This window comes from Bradyrhizobium sp. Pha-3 (assembly GCF_042258325.1).
In the GTDB taxonomy this organism is placed as follows: Bacteria; Pseudomonadota; Alphaproteobacteria; order Rhizobiales; family Xanthobacteraceae; genus Bradyrhizobium; species Bradyrhizobium elkanii.
In genome coordinates this window covers 1,726,453-1,741,226 of sequence record NZ_CP170151.1, presented here as the reverse complement: position 1 = coordinate 1,741,226, position 14,774 = coordinate 1,726,453, and the positions used below count along the sequence as shown (strand labels likewise).

Annotated in this window: 11 protein-coding genes, 1 tRNA gene and 1 pseudogene; 8 read left to right on the top strand and 5 right to left on the bottom strand. The window is 64.1% G+C overall.

Annotated elements, in window-relative coordinates:
- Positions 1-21: 21 nt before the first annotated feature.
- From ACE10X_RS08380 to ACE10X_RS08365, 4 genes and pseudogenes are all read right to left on the bottom strand, one after another.
- Entirely contained in the window at positions 22-1,542 is a 1,521-nt protein-coding gene (locus ACE10X_RS08380) for an FAD-dependent oxidoreductase (RefSeq protein ID WP_375764154.1), read from the bottom strand.
- Between the two features lie 27 nt (positions 1,543-1,569).
- Positions 1,570-2,179: pseudogene (gene folE / locus ACE10X_RS08375) on the bottom strand (GTP cyclohydrolase I FolE).
- A 119-nt stretch (positions 2,180-2,298) separates the two neighbouring features.
- Positions 2,299-2,754, bottom strand: coding sequence for a GatB/YqeY domain-containing protein (locus tag ACE10X_RS08370; protein WP_028344077.1), 456 nt, complete (start codon positions 2,752-2,754; stop codon positions 2,299-2,301).
- 58 nt (positions 2,755-2,812) lie between these two features.
- Entirely contained in the window at positions 2,813-3,514 is a 702-nt protein-coding gene (locus ACE10X_RS08365) for an alpha/beta fold hydrolase (protein WP_038386872.1), read from the bottom strand.
- 160 nt (positions 3,515-3,674) lie between these two features.
- On the opposite strand from ACE10X_RS08365, the gene carA reads away from it, so the two are divergent.
- The 5 genes from carA to ACE10X_RS08340 all read left to right on the top strand — a co-directional run bounded on the left by carA (position 3,675) and on the right by ACE10X_RS08340 (position 9,343).
- Positions 3,675-4,868, top strand: a complete 1,194-nt coding sequence (gene carA, locus ACE10X_RS08360; protein ID WP_038386873.1) for a glutamine-hydrolyzing carbamoyl-phosphate synthase small subunit — start codon at positions 3,675-3,677, stop codon at positions 4,866-4,868.
- Positions 4,869-5,018: 150 nt separating this feature from the next.
- On the top strand, positions 5,019-5,516 hold the full coding sequence (locus ACE10X_RS08355) for a PaaI family thioesterase (RefSeq protein ID WP_375764153.1): 498 nt from the start codon (positions 5,019-5,021) through the stop codon (positions 5,514-5,516).
- A gap of 150 nt (positions 5,517-5,666) precedes the next feature.
- The gene (locus tag ACE10X_RS08350; protein ID WP_162136673.1) at positions 5,667-6,767 is read left to right on the top strand and encodes a mandelate racemase/muconate lactonizing enzyme family protein; all 1,101 of its coding nucleotides are present in this window, start codon (positions 5,667-5,669) and stop codon (positions 6,765-6,767) included.
- A 71-nt stretch (positions 6,768-6,838) separates the two neighbouring features.
- Positions 6,839-7,360: a hypothetical protein gene (locus tag ACE10X_RS08345; RefSeq protein WP_038386875.1), complete on the top strand. Its 522-nt coding sequence runs from the start codon at positions 6,839-6,841 to the stop codon at positions 7,358-7,360.
- Between the two features lie 519 nt (positions 7,361-7,879).
- Positions 7,880-9,343 carry a DUF1254 domain-containing protein gene (locus ACE10X_RS08340; RefSeq protein ID WP_038386876.1) on the top strand — a complete coding sequence of 488 codons (1,464 nt, stop codon included), beginning with the start codon at positions 7,880-7,882 and terminating at the stop codon, positions 9,341-9,343.
- Between the two features lie 104 nt (positions 9,344-9,447).
- Here ACE10X_RS08340 and ACE10X_RS08335 read toward each other — a convergent pair whose 3' ends face one another.
- Positions 9,448-9,975: a Dps family protein gene (locus ACE10X_RS08335; protein ID WP_028344084.1), complete on the bottom strand. Its 528-nt coding sequence runs from the start codon at positions 9,973-9,975 to the stop codon at positions 9,448-9,450.
- 123 nt (positions 9,976-10,098) lie between these two features.
- Between ACE10X_RS08335 and ACE10X_RS08330 the strand changes: the two genes are divergently transcribed.
- The 3 genes from ACE10X_RS08330 (at position 10,099) to carB (ending at position 14,728) form a co-directional block, all read left to right on the top strand.
- Entirely contained in the window at positions 10,099-10,788 is a 690-nt protein-coding gene (locus ACE10X_RS08330; RefSeq protein WP_038386877.1) for a class I SAM-dependent methyltransferase, read from the top strand.
- A gap of 77 nt (positions 10,789-10,865) precedes the next feature.
- A tRNA-OTHER gene (locus tag ACE10X_RS08325) sits at positions 10,866-10,941 on the top strand.
- Between the two features lie 322 nt (positions 10,942-11,263).
- Complete coding sequence (gene carB / locus ACE10X_RS08320) at positions 11,264-14,728, top strand: carbamoyl-phosphate synthase large subunit (RefSeq protein ID WP_304557540.1); 3,465 nt, start codon at positions 11,264-11,266, stop codon at positions 14,726-14,728.
- Positions 14,729-14,774 lie beyond the last annotated feature (46 nt).

Here is a 14,774-nt window from a genome sequence, read left to right as displayed (position 1 = left end):
ACATCCTTGAGGAGAAAGCGGTCAGGCTGCCGCCCGCTCCATTGCGACCTCGGCCTTGAGGCTATCGAGGTCGCGATAGACCGATGCGACCGCGAGCACGCGCCCGCCACGCTTGTAGCGCAGCACGCAATCCCTGCCGGCAATGCTGCCATCCACCGCGATCTCGTCCCACTGCTCGGCATGGCCGACATAGTTGATCGGCACGTCGTAATGCTGGCTCCAGAAGAACGGCACCGCGTCGAAGACCTCGCGCTGCCCAAGCATATTCCGCGCGGCGGTCTGGCCCTGGCGCTCCGCCACCACCCAGTGCTCGACCCGGATCGTCTCGCCGCTGTGCGGATCGGGCCAGCGCGCGATATCGCCGGCCGCGTAGATGCCGGGAGCGCTGGTTTCGAGATAGGCGTCGACCCTCACGCCGCGATCGATCGCGAGCCCGGCCGCTTCCGCCAGCGCCAGCCGCGGCTTCACGCCGACACCGACCAAGACGAGATCGGCCTCGAGCACGGGCCCGCCCTTCAGGTGCGCACGCTTGGCCTCGATCGCGGTCACGGTGTCGCCGAGGTGGAACACGACGCCACGCTCTTCGTGCAGCGCGCGGACGAAATCGCCCATCTCAGGCCCGAGCACGCGCTCCATCGGCCGCTGTTCCAACCCGACCACGTGCACCTCGATCTGGCGCGCGCGCAGCGAGGCCGCCACCTCGAGGCCGATGAAGCTTGCACCGATCACGACCGCGCGGCGCGCTCCGCTGGCCGCGGCGATGATCGCCCGACAATCGTCGACGGTGCGCAACACATGAACATGGGGCTGGTCCGCGCCCGGGATCGGCAGCCGCACCGGCTCTGCGCCGGTCGCCAGCAGCAGCCGGTCATATGGAATCGTATCGCCGCCGGCGAGCACGACGTTGCGGCGGCCGGCGTCAATCGACTGGACCTCGGTCCTGAGCCTGAGATCGATCGCCGCGTCAGCATAGAAACTGTTCGGCTTCAGCGGCAGCCAGTCTTCCGGCGCGCTGCCGGCGAGGAAGTCCTTTGACAGGTTCGGCCGATCCACCGGCGGCGTGGCCTCGCCGCTCAGCATGACGATGCTGCCGCGATAGTCTTGTCGTCGCAGCATCTCGGCGGCGGCAAACCCTGCCCCGCCGCCGCCGACAATCACGATGCTGCCGGGCGCATCCACCGGACCCTTGACGCGGAATTTCGGCTGCGCGCGCTTCTCGCGCACGATGATGCGATCGCCGTCGCGCTCGACCTTCCAGACCGCGAGCGCGCTGAAGGCGGGCGCGGCGGTCGCTTCACCGGTGCGAATATCGAAACAGGCGTGATGCCAGGGGCAATGGACGGTCTCGCCCTCAAGAAGGCCTTCGGCGAGCGGGCCATGGTAATGGCTGCAATGCGCATCGATGGCGAAGATATCCGCGCCCGAACGCACCAGCAGCACGTCCTCGTCGCCGACATGGCCGAGCAGCATCGCGCCCGGGAAGTCGGAGAGTGCCACGCCCTGTGTCAGATCCGGACCGGAAGGAGCTTGCTGATCGGCCATATCATTCCTCCATCGCCCTGTGACGCTCTAAACCGCTATCCCGAGGAATTCCTGGCGGGTTAGCGCATTGTCGCGAAAGCAACCCAGCATGCGGCTGGTCACTGTCCGGCTTGTGCACACCACGGGTCGTCATGCAGTGATGCGACGCCTTGATGATGACGCCCACGCCCTGAGGCCTCAAGACGTCGTTGATGGTGTTGGCGATCTGCGCCGTCATCTTCTCCTGGATCTGCAAACGCCTGGCATAGATATCGACCACCCGTGCGAGCTTGCTGATGCCGACCACGCGGCCGTTCGGGATGTAGGCAACCCAGGCCTGACCGATGATCGGCGCCATGTGATGCTCGCAATGGCTCTCGAAGCGGATGCCCCGCAGGGCAATCATTTCGTCGTAGCCTTCGATCTCCTCGAAGGTCTTCTCCAGGATCTCCGCGGGACGTTGGTCGTACCCCGCAAAGAATTCCTCGAACGAACGCGTCACGCGCGCCGGAGTTTCAAGCAGACCATCCCGCTCGGGATCGTCACCGGTCCAGCGGATGATGGTGCGGACTGCGGCCTCGACTTCGGCCCGGGTCGGCTTGTCGGATTCGGTTTGAGCGGCTCTTGCACGATCCAGCGCATGCACAATCGGCTTCATCGGGGCCTTTCCTTTGCGGCGTCATCACGAGATCATGCCCGTCAGATGCTCCGTCAGCAGAAAGGTTCCCGCAATTCGGCCCGCGGCACTTTGCGCCGCAAGCCACCCGGGACGAACGGCTAGCCCGTCAGCGCCGCCTTCACCAGGCCGCTGGCCTTGCCGAAATCCATCTGGCCGGCGTATTTCGCCTTCAGCGCGCCGATCACCTTGCCCATGTCCTTGATGCCGGCAGCGTTGGTCTCGGCGATGATCGCCGAGATCGCGGCCTTCACGTCGTCATCGGACATCTGCTTCGGCAGGTACGCCGAGATCACCGCGATTTCCTCGCGCTCCTGGGCGGCGAGCTCGGCGCGGCCGCCCTTGTCGTAGAGCTCGACCGACTCCTGGCGCTGCTTGATCATCTTCTGCAGCAGGCCGAGCAGGTCGGCATCGGAGAGTGGCGGCTTGCCCTGCCCGCGCGCGTCGATGTCGGCGTTCTTGATGGTCGAATTAACCATGCGCAGCGTGGAGAGCTTGCGCTCGTCCTTCGCCTTCATCGCTTCCTTGACCGCAGTATTGATGTCGTCGCGCAGCATTTCGTTGTCCTTGAACCAGCAATCCCCTCATCTAGGCAGTTTGCACCGGCAGAACAACCTAGTTCCTCAGCCATTCGACCAGTGCGTCGGCGCAGGCCTGCGGCTGTTCCAGCTGCGGCAGGTGACCACAATTGGCCAGCACCACGAGCCTGGCACCGGGAATGCCGTTGGCCATCTCGTCCGACAGCGAATTCGGAACGGTGTTGTCGGTATCCGACGTCAGCACCAGTGTCGGGCACTTGATCCAGGCCATGCTCGGCCGCGAATCCGGCCGGCTGAGCACCGCGTTTTGCTGGCGGATGAAGGCCTCGGCGCCGACGTCCTCGCTCATGTCGTCGACAATCTGGCGCAAACTTGCATCGCCCTGCCGCGACGGGTGCACGAAGCCCGGATAGAGCTCGTCGACCACGCTGCGATATTGGCCGCTTTTGGCACGCTCGATCATGCCGCGGCGGCGTGCGGTCGCTTCCGGCGTGTCGGCCCGCGCCTGGGTGCTCATCAGCGCCAGCTTCGCAACCCGCTCCGGCGCCTGCCGCATGATCTCGAAGGCGATGTAGCCGCCCATCGAGTGCCCGGCGAGCGCAAAGCGCGGCGGCGCCTCGGCCAGGATCCGGCGGGCGATCGCCCCCATATTGTCGTCCCTGACATGGTTGGCGACCGTCACCGGCCCGCATCGCCACAGCGCCGGGATGACCGGGGCGAAAATCCGCGGCGAGCAGATGAGGCCCGGGACGAGCAGGATCGGCATCGTATTATCCATGCGGGAGCTCCGGACGGGTCATTTTCGGCAAGCAAACGGCCGTTACAAGGAACTTTAGATTAAAAGGCCGTTCGGGCCTGTCAAATCGGGCGGTATTGCCGTGTGAATCCGTGCCCTTTCGCTTTGACGCCGCAGGGTGCGGCGTCTATTTAAAGGGCTCATGACAACATCCGAAAACGCTCCCGCTTGGCCGGACCATAAACCGACCGCGCTCCTTGTGCTCGCCGATGGTACCGTGCTGGAAGGCTTCGGTCTCGGCGCGGAAGGCCACGCCGTCGGCGAGGTCTGCTTCAACACCGCGATGACCGGCTATGAGGAGATCCTCACCGATCCGTCCTATGCCGGCCAGATCATCACCTTCACCTTCCCGCATATCGGCAATGTCGGTACCAACGAGGAAGACATCGAGACGGTGAACATGGCCGCGACGCCCGGCGCGCGCGGCGTGATCCTGCGCTCGGCGATCACGGATCCCTCGAATTACCGCGCCACCCGCCATCTCGACCTGTGGTTGAAGGCGCGCGGCATCATCGGCCTCTCCGGCATCGACACCCGCGCGCTGACCGCGCTGATCCGCTCCAAGGGCATGCCCAATGCGGTGATCGCGCACGCCAGGAACGGCGAGTTCGACCTGCACGGCCTGAAGGAAGAAGCCCGCGAATGGCCCGGCCTCGAGGGCATGGACCTGGTGCCGATGGTCACCTCGGGCCAGCGCTTCACCTGGGATGAGACGCCCTGGGTGTGGGGCAACGGTTTCGGCCAGCAGACTGCGCCGGAATTCAACGTGGTGGCGATCGACTACGGCATCAAGCGCAACATCCTGCGCCTGCTCGCCGGCGTCGGCGCCAAGGTGACCGTGGTGCCAGCGACGACCGCCGCCGAGGACATCCTGGCGATGAAGCCGGACGGCGTATTCCTGTCGAACGGCCCCGGCGATCCCGCCGCGACCGGCAAATATGCCGTGCCCGTCATCCAGAAGGTGATCGCTTCGGGGACGCCGACGTTCGGCATCTGCCTCGGCCACCAGATGCTTGGCCTTGCCGTCGGGGCCAAGACCATGAAGATGCATCAGGGCCATCACGGCGCCAACCATCCGGTCAAGGACGAGACCACCGGCAAGGTCGAGATCACCTCGATGAACCACGGCTTTGCCGTGGATCAGACGACGTTGCCGAAAGGCGCGACCCAGACCCATATCTCGCTGTTCGACGGCTCCAATTGCGGCATCGCGCTCGAGGGCAAGCCGGTATTCTCGGTGCAGTATCACCCGGAAGCCTCGCCCGGCCCGCGCGACTCGCATTACCTGTTCCAGCGCTTTGCCGATTTGATGCGGAAGAACAGGCGCGCGGCTTAGAGCCCGATCGTCATTGCCGGGCTTGACCCGGCAATCCATCCCTTGAAGAAAGATGGATGCCCGGATCAAGTCCGGGCATGACAGCAGTTGTGCGCGGCTAGCACCGACAGCGACAATGCGTCTTCGCATCACATCACGGGAAATGCCGACATGACCGCCCCCGCCACCCCGAAGCCCGTCTACGGCGTCTCCTCGATGGCGGTGATGGCCTCGATGCCGGGGCTCGACTTCGTGCGCGGCATCTTCGCCCGAACCCTGCCGGAGCCGCCGATCATGGAGAATGTCGAGCCGTTCGACTGCTCCGCCGAGACCGGCCATGTGGTGATCCATAGCATCCCGGGCCTGCGCCACTACAACCCGATCGGCTCGGTGCATGGCGGCTACACCGCGATCCTCTTGGATTCCGCGATGGGGCTTGCGGTGCAGACCACGCTGCCGCAGGGCTTTGGCTACACCACGCTGGAGTTCAAGATCTCCTTCGTCCGCGGCATGAGCCAGGACACCGGCAAAATCCGCACCGAGGGCCACGTGCTCAACGCCGGGCGCCGGGTTGCGACCGCGGAAGCACGCATCACCGACGACAAGGGCAAGCTGCTCGCGCATGCCACCACGACCTGCCTGGTGTTCGAGTTGCCCAGGACGGCCTGAAGGCAATCGCGTCTTGGCGCCAGATCTTGGCGCCAGATCTTGGCGCATTGGAGCCATGACGAAGCGCGCTGGATCGCGGCCTGCGCTCTGTGATTGAGTTTCCCTGTCCGAGATCAGGCAAACATGATCCGGCCTGGAAAGGGAACGCCGATGATTTCAGCCCATTCAGACATGACCATCCGCGACATCCGCGTGACGATGCTGCGGCTGCCCTGGGCCGACGATCCCTGGCTGAAAGGCGCGGCGCTCGGCGCGACGCGCGACATTCTGATCTGCGACGTCGAGACGTCCGGCGGTGTCACCGGCATGGGCTACCTGTTCGTATTCAAGCCGGCGATGAAGTCGATTGCGGCCTGTCTCGATGAGTGCATCATCCCGCGCGTCATCGGCAAGGACGCCACCGCAATCGAGGCGATCTGGCGCGATCTGTGGACGGCGACGATGACCTATGGCCGTGGCGGCATCGCTGCGATGGCCATGTCGGCGCTCGACATCGCGCTGTGGGACGCGGTGGGGAAACGCGCCGGCCTGCCGCTGCACCGGCTGTGGGGGCACTATCGCTCGGAAATCCCGATCTATGGTTCCGGCTGCTTCCGGGGCGCCGGCGGCGACGGAATGATCGAGAAAGCGCTGCATTTCGTGAAGCAGGGCTACAAGGCGATCAAGATGCAGGTCGCGCATGTTCACACGCCCGCGCAGGACCTCGACAATGTGCGCCGCATGCGCGAGGCGCTCGGGCCCGACATCGACATCATGATCGACGTCAACATGGGCTGGAGCGCCGATGTCGCCATCGAGATGGGACGCAAGTTCGAGAAGTACGATATCTACTGGCTCGAGGAGCCGGTGCCGGCCGATGATTTCGCCGGCTATCAGCGCATCGCGGCGGCGCTGGACATGCGCGTCGTCGGCGGCGAGACGCATTTCACGCGCTACGATCTGCGGCCGTTCTTTCTGAATCCCTGCCTGCCGATCCTGCAACCCGACCCGATGCGCGGCGGCATGACCGACCTGCGCAAGATCGCGGCGCTCGCGGACACGTTCGGCATCACCATCGCGCCGCATTTGTTTCCTGAACTCAATGTGCACCTCTTGGCTTCGATTCCGAACGGCATCTGGTGCGAGAACATGGCGCTGATCGACGATCTCTGGGTCGACCCGCCCGAGATCGCCAACGGCATGATCACCGCGCCGGAGCGGCCCGGGCACGGACTCAAATTCAAGGAAGACGTGCTGAAGTTCAAAATCTAGCTGGAACGGTTTGCGGACCGACGCTTTGTTGGTCTGGAGACCACGGCACCTCGCAACGCTGGAGAGCCACCATGTCGGTCGTCCGTGCCGATATCGAGCCCCTGACCATCGTCTTCCAGGACGACGGCCTGGTGCCAAACAACCCGATGCCGTTCCTGGTCTACAAGGCCACGGTCGACGTCAGCAAAAATCCCGAGGCCACGATCGAGCAGCTGTTCGGCAAGAACGGCTGGGGCGCGATGTGGCGCAACGGCGTCTACGACTTCGCGCATTACCACGCCACCGTGCACGAGGTGCTGGGCGTCGCGCGCGGCCGCGCGCGCGTGCAGTTTGGCGGCGACCACGGGCGGGCGCTGGAGATCGTAGCAGGCGACGTCGCGATCCTGCCGGCCGGCACCGGGCATCAATGCCTGTCGGCGAGCGACGATTTCTGCGTGGTCGGCGCCTATCCGCCGGGCCCGCCGATGGATCTGCAGCGGCCGACGCCCGAGAACCGCGCCAGGGCGCTGAAGACGATCCCGCTGGTCGCGCCCCCCGCGACCGATCCGGTGATGGGCAAGGACGGGCCGCTGGTGCGGCTGTGGAAGCGCTAGGATTCAAGATTCTCGAACGGGCTGTGCGTCGTTCTCCCCCTTGGGGAAGGTGACAGGATACAGGCAACCTAAATTGATTATCGGAATTACGTAGCCCAATCGTTATGCGTGGGGCTCTTTTTGCGCGCTCAACGGATTCCCGAAACTATGCGGGCAGAGAATGCCCGTGATCACGGAAGGCCGCTGACGATTCGACCTGTCGCCATATTGAGCGCTACTCGCTCCCGCTTCCTGCCCGTGCTAGAGTGCCACGCGTGGAGGTAGTGCAGCCCTTTTCAACGTTAAGCCTGCCGGCATCACTTTTCAAAGAACCTTGATTTAAGTCAGCATCGCTGCGGCGATTTATGCCGCCAATGACACCTTAAGGCACGCGATTCATCTGCGGGAGCGACAGAGCTTCCGCGTCCGCTGCTGCTTTTTTGCATGAGCAATGGAGGTCATACACATCACCTGACGGCATCAGATGCTCCGCGCTTCCCACAAGCAACCGCAACACATATCAGAAGAGGAGAATTCGACATGTTTCGAGGAATTCTGACGCTGACATTGTCTCTCTGCATCGGCGCGGCTGCCGCGCCTGCAGCGCTGGCTCAGACGGCCCCAGCAATCAACGAGCAGGAGGCGCACGCGATCGCGGTGGACGCCTATATTTACTTCTACCCGCTCCTGACGATGGACATCACGCGAAAGCAGTTCACCAACGTCGAGCCCGGCAAAGAGAACTTCAAGGGCCCGATGAACACCTTCGTCAACATCCCCGAATACCCACCGGCGAATTTCAAGGGCGTGGTGCGGTCCAACTTCGATACGCTCTATTCCGTTTCATGGCTGGACATGACCAAGGAGCCGGTTGTCGTCTCCGTTCCCGATACCGATGGACGCTTCTATTTGCTGCCCATGCTGGACATGTGGTCGGATGTGTTCGCCTCGCCCGGCTGGCGCACCACGGGTACCAAAGCGGGGACCTTTCTGGTGACGGCCCCGGGATGGCGGCCTGATCTGCGCGACAGGTTTGCGGAGGAGTTCAAGCTTCCGAAGGATACCCAGCGCATCGACGCGCCGACGCCTTACGTCTGGGTCATCGGCCGCACCAAGACGGACGGCCCGCCGGACTATGATGCGGTCCACAAGATCCAGGCCGGCTACAAGGTCACGCTGCTGTCCGAGTTCGGCAAGACGCCGAAGCCGACCGAGGTCAGGATCGATCCCGGCATCGACATGAAGACGGCGCCGAAGGTGCAGGTCGATACCATGTCGGCCGGTGTCTACTTTGCGCAAGCCGCAGAGCTACTCAAGCTTCACCCGCCGCACATCACCGATGAGCCGATCATCGCGCAGATGAAGAAGATAGGCATCGAGCCTGGCAAGAGCTTTGAAATCAGCAAGCTCGACCCGGTCCTGCAACGGGCACTGGAGACAGCGCCGCAGGACGGGCAGAAGCTGATGGCGTGGAAGGTGCCGACGCTGGCGCGCGTTGCGAATGGCTGGTCGATGAACACCGACACGATGGGCGTTTACGGCAACTACTATTTGAAGCGTGCTATTGTCGCGCAGGTCGGGCTTGGCGCCAACCTGCCGGAGGACGCCATTTATCCGCTCAATCTCGCCGACAGTACCGGCAAACCGCTCGACGGCGCTAACAAGTATACGATCACGTTCGACAAGGGCGCCACCCCGCCGGTCAATGCCTTCTGGTCGATCACGCTCTACGACCAGGAAGGATTCCAGGTCGGTAACGTGCTGAACCGCTTCGCTGTGTCCAGCTGGATGCCGTTCAAATACAACCCGGACGGCTCGCTCGATCTCTACTTCCAGAACGAGAATCCAGGCAAGGACAAGGAAGCCAACTGGCTTCCGGCGCCGAAGGGAGCCTTCAACCTGACCATGCGCCTCTACGGTCCGAAATCGGAGGCGCTGACCGGAAAGTGGAATCCTCCGCCGATCGAGAGATCGCAGACGACGGTGGGTCTCTCGGCTCAGTAAGCTTCAACCGCACTGACCGCTGCCGAGCGGCCAGACAGCGACCCTGGCAAAGCAATCCGGAGCAAACAGCTCCGGATTGCTTCCTCGCGGGTGCGGGCGCGCAGCTACGCCGCGTTGCTGCCTTCCTGGCGGCTTGCCTCGAACAGGAACCAGGTGCGGCGCTCGGTTTCGTCGATGAAGGTTTCGAGCAGGCCTGCGGTGCCGGAGTCCTCCTGGTCGTCGGCCAGCTTGTGCGCCTTGCGCATCGCGGCGGCCATGTGCTTATTGTCTTCCATCAACTCGCGCAGCATTTCGCGCGGCGGCACATAATCGTCGTCATTGTCCTTGATGGTCTGATGCCTGGCGATATCGCCGATCGACTTCAGCGTCGCGCCGCCAAGCTTGCGCACCCGCTCGGCGAGCTGGTCGGTGGTCGCGAAGATCGCCTCCGACTGCTCGTCCAGCAACAAATGGTAATCATGGAAATGCCGGCCGCTGACGTGCCAATGGAAATTCTTGGTCTTCAGGTAGAGCGCGAAGGCATCAGCCAGAAGCGTGTTGAGCGAGGCCGAGATCGTGTCCACCGCAGCCTGCGGCAGGTCGCTCGGCGTGTCGAGATCGGGCGAGATCTTGTCAGTCTTGGCTTTGCTCACGTTGGACCTTCCTGTTAGGAACCCGTATTTCGGCGCATTGAACATTGGCCGCCGGACCGCTAACGCATCATCAGCCCACCCGTTCCTGGGGCCAGGAACCCGTTCTGCCGGATACCAAACGCGATGGATGAATGGATCGATTATTACGATTCCACGCATACGATCTATGCGAGCCGACTGCACCGTGACCTGCATTTCCAGATCATCGCGAACGACATCATCGGCTACATCGCTTCGCCGGATGCCGTGGTGCTCGATTATGCCTGCGGCGAGGCGCTGTCGGCGGCGAAGGTCGCCAATGCCTGCGCCCAGCTCTATCTGGCGGAGCCGGCGCCCGGCGTACGCGGCCGTCTGGTCGCGCGCTTTGCGCCCGACACCCGAATCCGTGTCCGCTCGCTCGATGATCTGAAGCACATGGACGCGGATTCGATCGACCTCGTGGTGATGAACTCGGTCGCGCAATACATGACGCCGCAGGAGCTCGATTCCGCGTTCGACGTGATCCACCGCGTGCTGAAGCCCTCCGGCCGGTTCGTGCTCGGCGATATCCTGCGGCCCGAAGTCGGCATGGCGAGGGATGTCGTGGCGCTGCTGCGCTTTGCGGCGACCCACGGCTTCCTGCGCGATGCGCTGGTCGGGCTGGCTTCAACCGCACTGTCCGACTACCGCCAGCTGCGCACAAGGATCGGACTGCAGCGCTACCGCGAAGACGAGATGATCGCGAAGCTCGGCGCCGCCGGCTTCAGCGCCACGCGCGCGCCGCGCAACATCGGGCACAATCCGTGGCGGATGACGTTCGTGGCGCACCACTGATCCAGGGTTGCACGACGCGTTAACGTTACCCAGAAGGAAACATGGCGGCGGCTGAAATAATCAGCAATGATCCGCTCGGCCCGGTGGCGGAAGCGTCGACGCGGCAGTGGTGCAACACTGTTTATCCTGGTTCAAATCCAGGCCGGGCCTCCAGCCTTCGCTGCTGACGCAGCTTCGGCTCGGCAAGCCTTCTCGTGGCGAAGGCTGCCGCGGCGTAGCCCGCAGGGCGAAGCCGGGCCGGTAGCCCCCTCCAACATCCCTCGCCCCCACCTGGCCATGCGTCGAACGAGGAATTTCCCCCAGAATCGCGGTTGATGGGGCGCTTTTGGGGGTTTCGCGGGTGCGGAAACTGGTCTAAAGACCACCCGCGCGCGAAGGATCGCGCTTCCGGCGCTACAAGATGTAGCGCATGGCTCGAGGGACGCGCGGGAAGCGCGCCCTTTTTTTGTGCCCAAATTCCAGTCCGCGAGAGCTGATGCCCAAAAGAACCGACATCTCCACCATCCTGATCATCGGCGCCGGTCCCATCGTGATCGGCCAGGCCTGCGAGTTCGACTATTCCGGCACGCAGGCCTGCAAGACGCTCAAGGAAGAGGGCTATCGGATCGTCCTGGTCAATTCCAACCCGGCCACGATCATGACCGACCCGGAGCTGGCGGACGCGACCTATATCGAGCCGATCACGCCCGAAATCGTCGCCAAGATCATCGAAAAGGAACGCTACGTCCTGCCCGGCGGCTTCGCGCTGCTGCCGACCATGGGCGGCCAGACCGCGCTGAACTGCGCGCTGTCGCTGCGCAAGCAGGGTACGCTGGAGAAGTTCGACGTCGAGATGATCGGCGCCACCGCCGACGCCATCGACAAGGCGGAGGACCGCCAGCTGTTCCGCGACGCCATGGAGAAAATCGGGCTGCAGACGCCGAGGTCGCGGCTCGCCAATGCGTCGGCGCTGAAGAAGTCCGACCGCGACAAGTACCTCGCCGATCAGGCCAAGCTGTCCGGCCCTGAGCTCGAAGCCTTCGAACGGCAGTGGGAAGGCGGCGAGAACGAGCGGCGCAAGCGCTACCAGCAGCAGGCCCTGGCCGAAGCGCTGATGGCGCTGTCCGACATCGGCCTGCCCGCGATCATCCGCCCCTCCTTCACGCTCGGCGGCACCGGCGGCGGCATCGCCTACAACAAGGAAGAATATCTCGACATCATCGAGCGCGGCCTCGACGCCTCGCCGACCAACGAGGTGCTGATCGAGGAATCCGTTCTCGGCTGGAAAGAGTTCGAGATGGAGGTGGTGCGCGACAAGAAGGACAATTGCATCATCATCTGCTCGATCGAGAACGTCGATCCGATGGGCGTGCACACCGGCGATTCCATCACGGTGGCGCCGGCGCTGACGCTCACCGACAAGGAATACCAGATCATGCGCGACGCATCGATTGCGGTGCTGCGCGAGATCGGGGTCGAGACCGGCGGCTCCAACGTGCAGTTCGGCATCAATCCGGACGACGGCCGCATGGTCGTGATCGAGATGAATCCCCGCGTGTCGCGCTCGTCGGCGCTGGCCTCGAAGGCCACCGGCTTCCCGATCGCCAAGGTCGCGGCCAAGCTCGCGATCGGCTACACGCTCGACGAGATCGCCAACGACATCACCGGCGGCGCGACGCCGGCCTCGTTCGAGCCGACGATCGACTACGTCGTCACCAAGATTCCGCGCTTTGCTTTCGAGAAATTCCCCGGCGCTTCCTCCACGCTGACCACCTCGATGAAGTCGGTCGGCGAGGTGATGGCGATCGGCCGCACCTTCCAGGAGAGCCTGCAGAAGGCCCTGCGCGGGCTCGAGACCGGGCTGACCGGCCTCGACGAGATCGACATCGAAGGCCTCGGCCGCAGCGACGACAAGAACGCGATCCGCGCAGCGCTCGGCACGCCGACGCCGAACCGCCTGCTGCAGGTCGCGCAGGCGATGCGGCTCGGCTGGTCGAACGAGGATATCTTCAATTCCTGCAAGATCGATCCCTGGTTCCTCGCGGAGCTGCGCGCCATCGTCGAGATGGAAGGCAAGATCCGCAGCAGCGGCCTGCCGACCAATGCGTTCGCGATGCGAATGCTGAAGGCGATGGGCTTCTCGGACGCGCGGCTCGCCGTGCTCACGGAGACCACCGAGGCCGACGTCACCGCCAAGCGCCACGCGCTCGGGGTGCGCCCGGTGTTCAAGCGCATCGACACCTGCGCGGCGGAATTCGCTTCGCCGACCGCCTACATGTATTCGACCTATGAGCGGCCGTTCGCCGGTGAGTTTGCCGACGAGAGCGCGCCGTCGGACCGCAAGAAGGTGATCATCCTCGGCGGCGGCCCGAACCGCATCGGCCAGGGCATCGAGTTCGACTATTGCTGCTGCCACGCCTGCTTCGCGCTCGAGGACGCCGGTTACGAGACCATCATGGTCAACTGCAACCCGGAAACGGTATCGACCGACTACGACACCGCCGACCGGCTGTATTTCGAGCCGCTCACCGCCGAAGACGTGCTGGAGATCATCGCGACCGAGCGCAAGAACGGCACGCTGCACGGCGTGATCGTGCAGTTCGGCGGCCAGACCCCGCTGAAGCTTGCCCGCGCGCTCGAAGCCGCCGAAGTGCCGATCCTCGGCACCTCGCCCGACGCGATCGACCTCGCCGAGGACCGCGACCGCTTCAAGCGCGTGCTCGACAAGCTGCGTCTCAAGCAGCCGAAGAACGGCATCGCCTATTCGGTCGAGCAGGCCCGCCTGGTCGCCGCCGATCTCGACCTGCCGCTGGTGGTGCGTCCGTCCTACGTGCTCGGCGGCCGCGCGATGCAGATCATCCGCGAGGAGAACCAGCTCAACGACTACCTGCTGGGAACGCTGCCTGAGCTGGTGCCCGCCGACATCAAGGCGCGCTACCCGAACGACAAGACCGGGCAGATCAACACCGTGCTCGGCAAGAATCCGCTGCTGTTCGACCGCTATCTGTCCGACGCGACCGAAGTCGACGTCGACTGCCTCTGCGACGGCAAGGACACCTTCATCGTCGGCATCATGGAGCACATCGAGGAAGCCGGCATCCATTCCGGCGACTCCGCCTGCTCGCTGCCGCCGCATTCGCTCGACGCCAAGACCATCGAGGAGCTGGAGCGGCAGACCCGCGAACTCGCGCTCGGGCTCGACGTGGTCGGCCTGATGAACGTGCAATACGCCATCAAGGATGGCGAGATCTACGTGCTCGAGGTCAACCCGCGCGCATCCCGCACCGTGCCGTTCGTCGCCAAGGTGATCGGCACGCCGGTCGCCAAGATCGCGGCACGGATCATGGCCGGCGAGAAGCTCGCCGACTTCAAGCTGAAGAAGAAGAAGCTCGGACATGTCGGCGTGAAGGAATCGGTATTCCCGTTCGCGCGCTTCCCCGGCGTCGACACCGTGCTCGGACCGGAAATGCGTTCGACCGGCGAAGTGATGGGTATCGACCGCTCCTTCGAGGTCGCGTTCGCGAAGAGCCAGCTCGGCGGCGGCACGCGCGTGCCGCGGCAGGGTACGGTGTTCGTCTCGGTGCGCGGCGACGACAAGATGCGCATCGCGGATGCGGTGCGGCTGTTGCACTCGCTCGGCTTCAAGGTGATGGCAACCTCGGGCACGCAGCGCTACCTCAGCGACAACGGCGTGCCGACGGAAAAGGTGAACAAGGTGCTCGAAGGCCGTCCGCACATCGTCGACGCCATCACCAATGGCGACGTCCAGCTTGTCTTCAATACCACCGAAGGTCCGCAGGCGCTGGCCGACAGCCGCTCGCTGCGGCGGGCTGCCCTCTTGCATAAAGTGCCATATTACACCACTCTTTCGGGCGCGGTGGCGGCCGCACGGGGAATCCGGGCCTATCGGGCCGGGGACCTTGAGGTCCGCACGCTTCAGAGTTACTTTTCCGAAAGCTGACCGCTGCCCGGGCTGAAGGCCCGAAGCGGTCAATTAGCCGAATGGC